We start from the raw sequence: 13406 nt of genomic DNA on the forward strand, positions 1-13406 counted from the left end.
AGGATGGGAAATTCAGACTCATGCACAAAGGTGAGTTTTTGAGGCTGCCTGTCATGGTTAATACGGTAAATTGAACGGTAGCTGTCACATTCTCAGGGGAGCGGCTATCCGTAGAGTGTGAAGATGCTCAAAAGCAGGCTTTTCAAAACTACAGGCTTTATGGCGTAGGCTGCTTATCAGGCATATTATGTTACGGGGTAGTGGAAGCAAACAAGATTATGAGTGTTTTTATACTCTGATCAGTGTTTATAAAGTTGAAATAAATTCTTAGATTTCGTGTATAAATTACTTTATCGTCAGTCTTTTTACTGAAAAATAAGGTTAACAGACTTACCGAGAATGGTGAAGTGTAAGGAAAGCGAGCAAACTCCGAAAGCAGTGGCTGAAAACCAACAAATCATGAACATCGGCGAGGAAATTCAAGCCTTCAAAGGGTGGAAGGAATCGCCGCCCATCGATTTAGAACAACGGGCAATGGGCAACTCTCGATTCTCTATGCCCACAAAACTTCAGTCAACAGATGAGCTTAGTTTAAAAGGACTTGCATTGTTTGCCTCAAAAAACATTGAATCTCGATTTCATTTTCTATCAGAGGCAACTGTTGAGTGCTTGATTTTAGACGCAAATCCAATAGTCACAAAAATTACTGGCTATGAAATTACAGAACTGACTGGTAAAAAAAGCTCTAAGTTGCTAACACTGACATTACCACAGTTAATAAGAAAACGTATTCTTTCCGGGTACGAAAAACCATATGAAGTAATTGTAGTTAAAAAAGACGGTTCTACTTTTGCGGTGGAAATGCAAAGCAAAATCATTCCTTACCAAGGGCAAAACATACAGGTATTAGCAATTAGAGATATTACAGAACGCAAGCACACAGAAGAGATTTTGCAAAGAAGGGAAAATTTTCTGCGAAAACAGAACCAAATTATAGTACAGCTAGCCAAAAGCAAGACATTGCAGCAAGGTAATCTACAGGCGGCATTAAGGGAAATCACAGAAGCCACAGCCCAAACTGTAGAGGTGGAACGAGTCAGTGTATGGTTATATAATTCAGAGCGCTCAAAAATAGAATGTGTCGATTTGTACGATGCTACAACACACTGTCATAGCTCTGGCATGGCGTTTTGGAAAGCCCATTTTCCTGTATATTTTCAGGCTTTAGAGCAAGAACGCAGTATTGCTGCACACGATGCCACCCGTGATCACAGAACCCAAGAATTATCTGAGCCTTATCTTTGTGTATTTGGCATTGCATCTTTGTTGGCTGCACCTATTTGGTTGGGAGGTGTTTTATTAGGGGCAGTGTGTCACGAACACACTGGTTGCATTCGCCAATGGATATTGGAAGAAGAGAACTTCGCTGGTACAGTTGCAGATTTTATTGGATTAGCGATAGAAGCGACCGAACGTAATACAGCACAAGAAACACTACGATATAGTGAGGCACAATTTCGGGCAATTTTTGAGCGTTCGTCTGTCGGTATCGGACTGGTAGATATAAAAGCACAGATTGTAGATACCAATCCAGCGCTGTGTAAAATGCTGGGCTACAGTCGGGAAGAATTATGCAGTAGTAACTTTGCAGATTATATTGTCAAACAAGAGGGAGATTTAGAACTTTATCAACAACTACTATTGGGAATCCGCGATCGCCTGGAAATGGAGAGGCGTTTTCTGCATCAAGATGGTAGATTAGTGTGGACTCAGTTGAGCGTTTCTTTAATTTCCAGTCCAAATGGCGAACCTCAATATTTTCTCAGCATGATTGAGGATATTACCGAGCGTAAACAAACAGAGTTGAAACTATGTGAAAGCAAAGAAGCGGCAGAAGCTGGAAGTCGAGCAAAAAGTAAATTTTTGGCAACTATGAGCCATGAGTTGCGAACACCTCTGAATGCAATTATGGGTTTGTCTCAGCTGCTGCAACAAGAAATGGCTGGCTGTCTTAACGACAAGCAGAAAGAGTACATTAATTGTATTTACAGTAGTGGCGAACACCTACTAGCACTGATTAACGATATTCTCGATTTGTCAAAAGTGGAAGCTGGCAAAGAAGAACTGTTACTATCTGAATTGCCAGTACAAGAGTTGTGCGCTCATGTTATGTCTACTGTACGCGATCGCGCCGAAGAAAAAGGACTGCTGCTAGTAACCGAAATTGATGAACAAGCAGATATTTGCATTGCCGATGAACGACGCATCAAGCAAATGCTGCTCAATCTACTTACTAATGCAATTAAATTTACTCCTGCGGGTAGAGTGTCTTTAGAAGTTAAAAAACTGTCCTCCACCATAACTTTCACCGTATCAGATACAGGCATTGGTATCGATCCAAGTCATTTCAAATACCTGTTTGAACCATTTAAACAGCTTGATAGCAGACTTAGCCGTCAGTACGAAGGCACAGGATTGGGTTTAGCTTTGACACGCAAGTTAGCTCGTTTGCACGGTGGCGATGTGACAGTAGAGTCAACTTTGGGAAAGGGTAGCCAGTTCACAATATTTTTGCCCAATCAACCCGATTGGGAGAAGGAGGTGATGGGGAGATTAACTCCTGCACACGCCAGTCTGATATAATTTCCGGTTTTTAGAGATGCGATCGCACGCTGCTTTTCCTGAAGCAGTCGATTTATAATTACAACCACAGATGGACACAGATGGACACAGATAAAATCTGTGTTTATCTGTGGTCGATTTGTTAGAAAATCATAAGTGCAACAGATTTAATCGCGAAAGACGCAACTCTATTTCATAATCACTAACCATTCAAATATTTCTTCATTTTCACATGGCGAATTCCGGCTTCTTCAAAAACTTCTCCTTCTTCCTGAAAACCTAGTTGCTGATGCAAACCTTTTACATACTCTTGAGCATGAAGCACAACTTCTGGAATATTTTTATTAGCTATTATTAAAAGTGCTTTTTCCATAATTTTCTTGCCAATTCCTTGTCCTCTAGCTATTGGCAAAACAGCTAATCTTTCTATCTTTGCAGTTTTATCATTCAAATATCTAATCCTGGCAGTTCCTACTGCTTTGTTATCTAAATAAGCAATCAATTGTTCAGAAATTTCATCATCACCATCAAAATCTAATTCTGGATCTACTCCTTGTTCTTTTTGAAAAACTATTCTTCTAATTTCCTCAATTTTCGGAAAATCTTCCTGATAATCAGCCAATTTAATCATTAAATTACTCATCAAAATCTTATAGTATCTTTTGCATTTTGGCAGTTTATTTATAACAGGGAACAGGCTTTAAATTCTCTTTGTTTAGCTTCTATCATAAATTGATGTCCTAATCTACCTATCAACTGCTACATAAAATTAAGGTGGGTTTTACCCACCTATCAAACCTAGATTATTCTGCCCCTTCAATTGGAGCGAAACCTTGCCGTTGAATATTTTCCGTCACAGTACGCGGTTCTAAAAATTGTAGCAAGTAGTCGGGGCCTCCTGCTTTAGAACCAACTCCAGAAAGCTTGAAACCACCAAAAGGTTGACGTGCAACTATAGCGCCTGTAATTGTCCGGTTAATGTACAAGTTCCCAATCTCAAAGTCTTCCTGCGCTTTTTGGATGTGCGAGGGAGTTCTAGAGTAAAGCCCTCCTGTTAAAGCATAATTAGTATCGTTGGCAATTGAGAGCGCTTGTTGGAAGTTTTTCGCCCTAATTACTGCCACAACAGGGCCAAAAATTTCTTGTTGGGCAATAATGGCGTTTGGCGATACATCTTTGAAGATCACAGGGCCGATAAAATACCCATGATCTGGTGCTGGTAATTCCAAAGCTACTTTTGCTTCTGCCTTGCCCTTCTCTATATACTCGCGGATGCGATCGCGAGCATTAGCATCAATTACAGGCCCCACAGTGGTGCTAGGTAACTCTGCTAAACCAATGTTAAGTGATTTTGTTGCTTCTACAAACCGTTGCACAAAGGTATCATAAATCGGTTCTAGAACTACCACTCGCGAGCAAGCAGAACATTTTTGTCCGCTGTAACCAAAAGCTGATTGCACGACGCCCACTACAGCTTGGTCTAAGTCGGCACTTTCATCTACGATAATCGTATTCTTGCCGCCCATTTCGGCAATCACTCGTTTCATGTGCCTTTGCAGGGGTTTGAGAGTCGCTGCTTCAGCGTAAATTTTACAACCGACTTCTTGGGAGCCAGTGAAGACAATCATATGAGTATCGGGATGGCTCACCAGGTATGCACCAACTTGAGAACCCTTACCAGGCACGTATTGAAATACACCTTGAGGTATTCCAGCAGCTACTAAGATTTCTGTTAGTTTCGCTGCAATGACTGAAGATGTTTCCGCTGGTTTGAGTAGAGTACAATTACCAGCAACTAAAGCTGCAACAGTCATTCCCGTTGCGATCGCTAACGGGAAATTCCAAGGAGAAATTACCACTGCAATCCCGCGCGGTTGGTAAATATAACGGTTTGTCTCGCCAGGTACGTCGTAATTGTAACCTTGGTCAAGCCGTTCCATCTCTTCTGCGTAATAGCGGCAGAAATCTATCGCCTCAGAAACTTCTGCATCTGCTTCCCGCACTGGTTTGCCGACTTCTAAAACTATCCAAGCACTTAGTTCGGCGCGGCGTTGTTCCATTAAATCGCCAGCTTTGCGCAATATGCCAGCACGTTGGCTAACGGGTGTTTTGCGCCAACTCGGAAATGCGGCTTTGGCAGCTTGCATTGCTTGTTGTGCTTGTTCAACAGAGATAAGTCCAACTTTTCCAATTACCTCACTAAAATTGGAGGGATTAAGAGAATCAATAATTTCTTGGGTTTGGACGTACTCACCATTAATTAATGGGAGATAGGTTCTACCAAATTGCTGACGAACGTTTTGGAAAGCTTGTTGAGATTTCTTTCTCGCTTCCTCCTCGGCATAATCTGTATCTGCTGCACCGGAGAAAGAGGAGGGGGCGCGGGGGGGAGTGGGAGAGGGGGGGACTTTTCCGTCTCCTTGTTCCAAAGTAGGAGGTGCTAGTAGTTCTTCAATGGGACGATTTTCTAAATTTTGGCGCAAGAAGGAACTATTCGCGGTATTTTCTAACAAACGACGAATCAGGTAAGCCATTCCTGGTAAAAGTTCGCCGTAGGGACAGTAAACACGAACGCGATAACCTTTATCTACTAGTGCTTTGGCTAGTTTATCGCCCATCCCGTAGAGAACTTGCATTTCAAAGCAACGACTGGGAACTTTTAAGGTGTCAGCGATCGCGATCGCATGGGCTTGCGATCGGACGTTATGGCTACCAATAGCAGAGTATACATAAGGATGATTCTCTAACAATAATTGAGTAATCTTCTCAAAATTTACATCTGTCGCTGCTTTGTCGTTGTAAACTGGCTGTGGCCAATGTTTCTGCGCTGCTTTAATGGTTTCTTGATCCCAATACGCGCCTTTTACCAAACGAATTGTAATTGGATAACCACGCTGGTTTGCCCAATTTATTAATTCTCGCGCATCTTGTTCGCTGTCGCGCAGATATGCCTGAATAGTCATGCCAATATCCGTGCGCGTGCGAAACTCTTCTTCCATTAAGAGTTTTTTCAGGATGCTGAAAGTGATATCTTTGTAGGCGTACTGTTCCATATCAAAGTGAACGGCAACGCCTAATTCTTGGGCATGACGCAAAAGGGTGCGGATGCGCGAACTTACTCGTTCTTCACTTCCTTTAGCATCTAGTGGATCGAATTGAGAGTAAAACGCCGTTAATTTTACAGAAACTTGGACTTTTGGCAGTGCTTCGCTGTTTGCTTCATCTATGAGCGGTACGTTTGTCCAATTTTTTGATGCCTCTTGTAATTGTTGCATCAAATCTAAATAGCGTTCTAAATAAGATTGAGCTTCTGCTTCGGTAATTACTGCTTCACCTAATAAATCTACAGTGAAAGCCATTTTTTCCTTACGCAGTCGTTCTATTGTCTTTAGCGCCTGTTTAATATTTTCTCCAGCAATATATTTATGAGCTAATGTTTCAACTGCTGTGGCAACGGTGGTAGCAGCGACTTGTCCCGGCATAGAATCAGGGTTAGCAAAGTTGAGCATCCCCTTCAAAGCTGCGGGTAATTCTACCGATTCGTCACCTAAATATTCTTGTAAATGAGCGGCAATTTCTGGCTTACTACGTAAAGCAGGTAAAGTATCAATAAAGCGGAATAGCTGCACCCGCAACCCAGGATTGCTCATTGCCCAAGCCAGTAATTTATCGTCCCAGCGCATCTGATCACGCAATGCTGAGAAGAAATTACGATTCTCCTGCGTCGCTGCAAGCAACTGTCTAGCAATTTCTTGGGTTCTTGCTTCGTAGGTGCTTGTTTGTACTTGTAAAACCACAGATGACAAACTCCTTATTTAAAGTCGGGCTTTGTTGGCAAAACCCCTATATTCTATTGTCGCTCTTTGATGCAAGCTGCCACCACATCTAGATTTTCTGGATATTACACAAATCTTAATCCTCAACTTGCTTTCAAGACAGAATTTATCGCGTTTCTACAGTCAGAGTTCAATATCATGCTACTTTCGTCGATATTAGCTGTGAAGTAAGATACTGCAATTTTTCCAACATCATCCGAAAAACCGCAAGTTGAATTTGAAGGTAAAAGTACTTAAAATTTAGCAACTATCATGAACAAATTGAATCAGAAACCAAAGCGATCGCTTGCGATTATTTTGGCTACAACTTGTAGCGTAGCTTCATTATTAACTGCAATATTTGATACATCTTATTCCGCTTTTGCTTCAGAGTTTGTAGTTACCAAAAGTTTAGCAGCAAAAAATGACATTATTGCCAATGCATATACTTGTCCTCAGTATGCAGGAGGAGGAAAATTAGACGCCTATATTGAAACTCCTAATTTTGATATTTATATTTGCAAAAAGCTTGGCAAACTTTTTTATACAGGTACTTCTAAGCGAAATGGTCAAGGCACCCGTCCCCTCCTAACATATGTAGAAGAAGGAACAGGATATGTTGCTAAAAATGGCAGCTATGAATATGTTGTCAACGGTGCAGCACTCGAAATTCTCAAAAATGGTAAAGTTGTGCAAACAGATCCTGTAATTAAATATATAAGTGGTTATGCAAATTAATGATTATTTACCAATATTAGGAAAGGCGATCGCATCAATTTTTCTTCTTGCTTGTGTTGCCTGAAAGTAGTACCGCTGACGGCGTTGCTACCCGCTACGAATGGAACAAACAAGTCAAATCTTCATTCCTTCTGCCTCTTTGCAGTCGCACTCGACGCGCTTAACCCGCAAGGGCGCGCTGCTCTCTGCCCTCTGCCATCTGCCTTGTTTCTTGAAAACCTAATCTCCCGCACACAAGATAATAGCGAAGATAGCAAGTATAATACCGATGCTATGGCGTAAAGTCATAGGTTCTCTGAGGATAAAAAACGCCAAAAAAACAGTAATTGCAGGATATAAAGATGTCAAAGGCAAAACAATAGAACTAGAACCTTTACTCACAGCAACCAAGTAGAAAAGTGTTGCTAATGTTCCTGTAACACCCGTTATAACTGCATAGAAAATGCCGCGAGTATCTCCTCGCCACTCCAAATTGTTCACACTTATAAACAATAAACCAACAAAAATTGCACCAACAATATCATAAATTAATACACTTTTGGGGTTAATGTAATTGGTTGCTAACTTACTGAAGAATCCCCAGAAGCCAAACAAAAACAGGGACAAGAGTGCGTATAACAACAAGGATCTTTCAAAGCATTTGCTGCCATGTGTGGGATAGCAGATTCTTCAACTCCCAGTTCAGCAAGAGTGGAGGGAATATTCAATTCCTGGTTAAGTGCGCGAATTTTGGTTAACACGTAGTCTATGGCTTGATCTGTTGATTGTTCCCTCTTTGCTCCCATCGCCTCAGCAATGGCAATAAAGCGATCGGGAACAGCTTCAGCATTGTAAGCTTCAACATAGGGCATCAACACGGCATTGATTGCACCATGCGCTAGGTTGTGATACACGCCACCAATCTGATGAGACATGGCGTGAACATAACAGAGACTGGCATTGTTAAACGCCATTCCAGCCAGGAATTCGGCATAGGTCATATCCGATCGCGCCTGTTCATTCTTGCCATCTTTGTAAGCTGTGGGCAGGGATTTCACCACCAGTTGCATGGCATGGAGCGCACCAGGATTTGTGAGTGGAGTGGCAGCCGTAGAAACTGCCGTTCGGAAGGTGTCATCCGCGACCAAGAACCCTGCTCAAAGGCTTGACGAGCCGCTATGGCTGCCCGATCGATATCTTCGGCGCGATCAATTACATCCAAGCGAATCTCGACCAGAAATTGACTTTGGAGGCGATCGCTCAACACCTGAATATGAGCGTATATTACTTCTGTCAATTATTCACCCAATCGATGGGCATTCCCCCTTACAAATATGTATTGCAACAGCGAGTGGAACGGGCAAAGCAATTGTTGAAGGATGGGAATAGAGCGATCGTTGATATTGCCCTAGAGTGCGGCTTTGCTAATCAAACTCATTTGAACAAACACTTCCGTAAGCTCACCGGAACGACTCCTAAAGTCTACCGCCAGCGTTGATTTACAATTAAGCTGGATAGCCAGGAGGTAACAGCCATAACAGCCATGACCATTCTACTTAATTTGAAGCCAGAAATGGAAGCCCGTTTGATTGCCCAAGCGGCTGCAAAAGGTGTCTCTGTAGAGCAATATCTCGAATCTTGGATTGAAACCAACTTAATACCTGAAATAGAGCGATCGCCTTCCCAAACACAAACCCCTCAAGAGTGGGTTAATCTGCTGGAAGCATTTTCCAACAATCCTGCTCTTGCAAATGTTCCACTTCTATCAGACGAAGCCATTAGCCGCGAAAGCATCTATCGTGAACGGGAAGATAGCCAGCTATGAGCTATTTGGTTGATACAAACTTCCTGCTTCGTTTGGCTCAAAGTACCAGTCCTTTACAGAAATATGCTCGTAATACTTACTCAATATTACGATTGCAAGGTGAAACGTTGACCATTGTACCGCAAAATATTATTGAGTTCTAGGCAGTTGCCACTAGACCTGTAACTCTCAACGGATTAGGCTTATCAATCGATCTCGCATCTCAAGAACTCACTCAGATGAAACAGCTATTTGCGCTTCAACCCGACATCCCAGAAATCTTGCCAATATGGGAGCAACTTGTTGTCACTCATCAGGTGATGGGTAAACAAGTTCACGATACACGATTGGTGGCTGCCATGCTTGTTCACCAAATTACCCATTTGCTCACTTTCAACACCGATGATTTCAAACGATTCACTGAAATTACCGCGATCAATCCTCGTCATATTTCAGCCTGAATATCATTGGAGGTTAAACTATAAATCAGCGATCACAGCCTTTGATCTCAAACTCCAGCAGTATTAAGGTGGGTTCAAAGAAACTGTTAGAACAAGTACAATCGGTCTCACCTTTTCGTGCTAATTTGCTACGCTACTCAATTACTCAATACTATATTGATAGCGAATTGCCTTGAGAACTTGCAGTAACTCTGTTGAAGAATCAGGACGAGTTATATCTAGTTTTGGTAATAGTTGATAAATAGGGGGACTTCCTCGCTGGATATAGACAAACTGATAATCCATGCCATTAGTAGTCAGTCCCCAAACTGATTGTTGCTTTTCTAGACTTTTATATGTATAGGTCAGTAATTGTGGTAAACCTTCTAAGGCGTTAACACTAATATTTTTAGCTTCTACCACCAGTATCCAAAAAGGTGTATATAACGTTGTATCTTGCGTTTTATTAATTGCCAAAATATCCATCCTTCCTTTGATATTTGTATCTTCATCTTCGATGGAAATATCAGCAATATTTTCTTCCAAAGTTATCTTGATACTGGGATGATAAAAGCCGGCTAATTTCATTAACGGTGCAATGAAGAGAAATTTGATCTGTCCTTCAGAGATTTTCCCATCTGAGTAGTATTCGCTGAAAAGATTGCGGATTTGTTGTAATTCTTGCTGTTCAAATTCTGTGAGATTTTCTAGCCTTAATAAAAATGTAAATGAGTCAATTAACTGCTGCTCAAATTTAAAAATTCGCTGAACGTCTTTTAGCCTAAAATTTCTTGCGTCTAGAGTAGTCGGCATTGCTCGATTTTTGACTTAATAGTAACTATTATGCCATCTTATGAAAAGTGAGGTACTCAGAACCCCGGCTTTAAAGAAGTCGGGGTTCTCGTTTTTTCAATTACTAGCTTCTATTTGGTGATTCTTCTGGCACAACACTTACTACAAGCTTGCGATTGTTACGCAAAACAGTAAGTTGCGATCGCACTCCCACACGTTCTGGCGTTAATAGTTTTTGCAATTCCTCCATATTTTCAAGAGCTAAACCATTAAAGCCAACAATCACATCCCCTTCTTGCAAACCAGCTTTTTCGGCAGGGCTATTGGGTTCAACGTACATCACAAAGATTCCAGTATCTACAGCCAATTCATGGTATAACATGATGCGGCGAGAAATCTGCACATTCTGTCCACCAATACCAATGTAACCGCGTCGAACTTGACCGTATTTCATCAAGACAGGAATAACCATCTTGGCAGTGTTAATTGGTACGGCAAAGCAGATACCTTGTGCTGCAATCACTATTGCAGTATTAATACCGATAACTTCTGCATGAGAAGTTACTAAAGGGCCACCGGAGTTACCTGGATTCAATGCCGCATCGGTTTGGATAATATTCTCGATCAGCTTACCAGAATGGGATTTAAAAGAGCGCCCCAAGGCACTGATTACCCCTGTTGTCACCGTAGTTTGAAAGCCAAGAGGATGCCCGATCGCGATCGCTAACTGCCCAACTCGCAATGATTGCGAATCACCCAAACGTGCTGCTACCAAGTTGGGCGCATAAATTCTAATTACAGCTATATCAGTATCCGGATCGTCGCCAATCATCTCGGCGTCGTAACTGCGTCCATCAGAGAGAGTTACCTCAATTTTAGATGCATCATGCACTACATGACTGTTAGTCAGGATGTAACCATCTTGTGTGAAGATAAAACCAGAACCATTACCGCGTACTTCTTGAGCAAAGGGCTGATAATTGCGGCTACGTCCTGTTAGCCATTTTTGTACGTCAATGTTCACAACTGTAGGGCTGACTTTCTCCACTACATTGATAACGGCATGGGAATAAGCATCAAGCAGCTGTTCATCAGTTCTTAAGTGATTTTGGGGCATTTCTGCATTCTTTGGAGCGAAATCATCGTTTGATACCCATCCCAAATTTCTTCTCATGTCTGCTATTCCTATCGTTTCACGGCCACTGTGAAAAAGCAAGATGGGAAAATTTAAAGGTAGAGAATTAGGGAGAAAATAGTTTCTTTTCTCCTCTGCACCGTTGTTCTCTCACCCTACTTGTCTACCTTATTTCCTTTATCTCCTCATCCTGTAATTCCAATCCTGCCAAAAAAGCCATGACAATGCCAACAAGGCACTTAAAAGGGTGATATTTTCGCTTCACTGAGTATTTATACTGCGTCTGTGCGCTATGCTTGGTGCAATTTATTTAGCGTTTTATTGAACGTCTCAACGTCTGTTGTTAGACAAATTGATTGAAGATTTTCTAGCGATCGCGCCCGACTCTGCTCAGAAAAGGAATAGCACGCATCCTGAATTAGCACTGGAACATAGCCGAGATCTGCCGCATGACGCACAGTGGGTTCGATGCCAAACTCTAGTACTGCACCAATGATCGCAACCGCTTCAATGCGGGCATCGCGTAAAGCTAAATCGAGGTATGAGCCAACAAACGCTGACATGGTGAGTTTATCAAATGCAACTTCCGACGAGAGTGGTGATAATTCAGGAACAATTGCATGAGAAGTTGAATCGGGCAAGAAGTTTGGCTTAACCTCTGCAACATTCGTAACTTGCTGCAATGCCATAGCGCTTTTTAGTTGCGAAACCCCTGCGACTTGGTTGGGCAATGTGGTGTGGCGTGAGAAGAAAACCCGCATTTGATGAGTTCGGGCTGCATCAACAACGTTCTTTACCTGTTGAATAAACGTTGCACCATCGGGCAACTGTTGTGCGATGCCTACCTGCATATCGTAGACAAGAAGCGCCATTTTCTGAGGATGGCAAACATCTTCTAGTGTTGTGGCAATATTGAGTCCAAAGGCAGTTTGCATGATTAACTCCCTGAAAAGAAATCTTGGGCGCGGGTTTGAGCATAGTATTGAGCAAACGCTTCGTAAGTTGTGGCTGGATCGTGCGTGAGTTCTGGAATTGCCTGAGTTACTGCCGTACCCGCACCCTGTTTCCAACAGGCAAATAATTCTAATTCGGCATCTAAATACCACTCTGGCTCTCCATTTGCCAGTCGTGCGGCTTTGAGATCTGCGGGGGGAAGATCGACATAACTCACCGATCTACCTAGTGCTTTGGCAAAAATAGCAGCGATTTCATCAAATGTAATTGCTTTTCCTCCAGTCAAGACATAGTGTTTATTTTCATGCCCTATTTTGGCTAGACAAATTGCAGCCACCTCAGCCACATCCCGCGTATCAACGTGAGAGATTTTGGTGTTGCCAACGCAATTGTAAAAGGCTCCACTCTGGGCGATTGTTTGAGCAAACCAGCGCATATTTTGCATCAGCATATTAGGGCGCAGATGTGTCCAATTCATCCCAGAAGTTTCAAGATGTTCTTCGATTTGTCTATGCCATGTCTGGAAAGTACTTGGCAACTCACCCGCGCCCATCACAGATAGTTTCACAACGTGTCGAACTCCTGCTTTTTGAGCTGCATCGATAAAATTTGATTCGAGAGCAACTTGATGGGGATGATTGGGCATGACAAGAAATGCCTTGTCGATTCCTTGGAGTGCTGCATCAAGAGTATCTGGTTGACTGAAATCTCCCAGCGCTAGTTCAATACCTTGTGCTTCAAGCTGGGAAACTTTATGGCGATCGCGCACTAATGCTCGGAGCGGCAATTTTTGTTGAACGAGATGGTTAACAACTTCGCCACCAATATTTCCAGTTGCCCCAGTGATGAGAATAGTCATAAATGGTTCTCTAGTAAAAGCAGCTTTATACCCAGCTTTTAAATTTAGACACTGTACTTCATTTACTTGCAAACTGCTGTATATTTAATACTTTGATAATATTACCGCTATTATTACTACCAATTCTCTTTGGAAATAACAAACGCCCAATAGTCCACGAATATCTAATTCTTTCGCTTTTAGGATTAAAAGATTGTCCATCCCAACAAACGCGATCGCCAACACCCAAATTTATCATTCAGCTAAAATCCTTGTAGAGACGCGAAATTTTAGGTAGCGCACCCTTGGGCGTTCCGCCCACTGTAGCAACTGCCGTCGCGTCTCTACT

Annotated in this window: 14 protein-coding genes; 5 read left to right on the forward strand and 9 right to left on the reverse strand. The window is 42.2% G+C overall.

What is annotated here, in order from left to right; all coding sequences use genetic code 11:
- Positions 1-339: 339 nt before the first annotated feature.
- Positions 340-2583 (forward strand): PAS domain S-box protein, encoded by a 2244-nt coding sequence (locus U2718_RS28835; protein ID WP_341993629.1) that lies wholly within the window; start codon positions 340-342, stop codon positions 2581-2583.
- Between the two features lie 181 nt (positions 2584-2764).
- On the opposite strand, the gene U2718_RS28840 is transcribed toward U2718_RS28835, so the two are convergent.
- Together U2718_RS28840 and pruA are read right to left on the reverse strand one after the other, a co-directional pair.
- Positions 2765-3205, reverse strand: a complete 441-nt coding sequence (locus U2718_RS28840) for a GNAT family N-acetyltransferase (protein WP_341993627.1) — start codon at positions 3203-3205, stop codon at positions 2765-2767.
- A gap of 160 nt (positions 3206-3365) precedes the next feature.
- Complete coding sequence (pruA, locus tag U2718_RS28845) at positions 3366-6359, reverse strand: L-glutamate gamma-semialdehyde dehydrogenase (RefSeq protein WP_341993625.1); 2994 nt, start codon at positions 6357-6359, stop codon at positions 3366-3368.
- A 291-nt stretch (positions 6360-6650) separates the two neighbouring features.
- Between pruA and U2718_RS28850 the strand changes: the two genes are divergently transcribed.
- Positions 6651-7115, forward strand: coding sequence for a hypothetical protein (locus U2718_RS28850; RefSeq protein ID WP_341993624.1), 465 nt, complete (start codon positions 6651-6653; stop codon positions 7113-7115).
- A gap of 219 nt (positions 7116-7334) precedes the next feature.
- On the opposite strand, the gene U2718_RS28855 is transcribed toward U2718_RS28850, so the two are convergent.
- From U2718_RS28855 to U2718_RS28865, 3 genes are read right to left on the reverse strand one after another with little or no spacing between them, the layout of a single operon-like run.
- Positions 7335-7721 carry an EamA family transporter gene (locus U2718_RS28855; RefSeq protein ID WP_411813382.1) on the reverse strand — a complete coding sequence of 129 codons (387 nt, stop codon included), beginning with the start codon at positions 7719-7721 and terminating at the stop codon, positions 7335-7337.
- A complete protein-coding gene (locus tag U2718_RS28860) occupies positions 7676-8164 on the reverse strand; it encodes an iron-containing alcohol dehydrogenase (protein WP_341993622.1) in 489 nt (162 codons plus the stop codon). Before U2718_RS28860 ends, U2718_RS28855 begins: the two co-directional genes overlap by 46 nt.
- On the reverse strand, positions 8149-8391 hold the full coding sequence (locus U2718_RS28865; RefSeq protein ID WP_341993621.1) for a hypothetical protein: 243 nt from the start codon (positions 8389-8391) through the stop codon (positions 8149-8151). Before U2718_RS28865 ends, U2718_RS28860 begins: the two co-directional genes overlap by 16 nt.
- Between U2718_RS28865 and U2718_RS28870 the strand changes: the two genes are divergently transcribed.
- The 3 genes from U2718_RS28870 to U2718_RS28880 all read left to right on the forward strand — a co-directional run bounded on the left by U2718_RS28870 (position 8341) and on the right by U2718_RS28880 (position 9359).
- Entirely contained in the window at positions 8341-8592 is a 252-nt protein-coding gene (locus U2718_RS28870) for a helix-turn-helix transcriptional regulator (protein ID WP_411813383.1), read from the forward strand. The genes U2718_RS28865 and U2718_RS28870 overlap by 51 nt on opposite strands.
- Before the next feature lie 45 nt (positions 8593-8637).
- A complete protein-coding gene (locus tag U2718_RS28875; RefSeq protein WP_341993619.1) occupies positions 8638-8919 on the forward strand; it encodes a hypothetical protein in 282 nt (93 codons plus the stop codon).
- A 218-nt stretch (positions 8920-9137) separates the two neighbouring features.
- A complete protein-coding gene (locus tag U2718_RS28880; protein ID WP_341993618.1) occupies positions 9138-9359 on the forward strand; it encodes a hypothetical protein in 222 nt (73 codons plus the stop codon).
- A gap of 141 nt (positions 9360-9500) precedes the next feature.
- On the opposite strand, the gene U2718_RS28885 is transcribed toward U2718_RS28880, so the two are convergent.
- From U2718_RS28885 to U2718_RS28900, 4 genes are all read right to left on the reverse strand, one after another.
- Positions 9501-10151 (reverse strand): restriction endonuclease subunit R, encoded by a 651-nt coding sequence (locus U2718_RS28885; protein WP_341993617.1) that lies wholly within the window; start codon positions 10149-10151, stop codon positions 9501-9503.
- A 103-nt stretch (positions 10152-10254) separates the two neighbouring features.
- On the reverse strand, positions 10255-11304 hold the full coding sequence (locus tag U2718_RS28890) for a S1C family serine protease (protein WP_341993616.1): 1050 nt from the start codon (positions 11302-11304) through the stop codon (positions 10255-10257).
- A 251-nt stretch (positions 11305-11555) separates the two neighbouring features.
- The gene (locus tag U2718_RS28895) at positions 11556-12200 is read right to left on the reverse strand and encodes a cysteine hydrolase (protein ID WP_341993615.1); all 645 of its coding nucleotides are present in this window, start codon (positions 12198-12200) and stop codon (positions 11556-11558) included.
- Between the two features lie 2 nt (positions 12201-12202).
- Positions 12203-13078: an SDR family oxidoreductase gene (locus U2718_RS28900; RefSeq protein ID WP_341993613.1), complete on the reverse strand. Its 876-nt coding sequence runs from the start codon at positions 13076-13078 to the stop codon at positions 12203-12205.
- Positions 13079-13406: the final 328 nt, after the last annotated feature.

The sequence above is a fragment of the Chlorogloeopsis sp. ULAP02 genome, assembly GCF_038404745.2.
Taxonomy (GTDB): Bacteria; Cyanobacteriota; Cyanobacteriia; order Cyanobacteriales; family Nostocaceae; genus Chlorogloeopsis.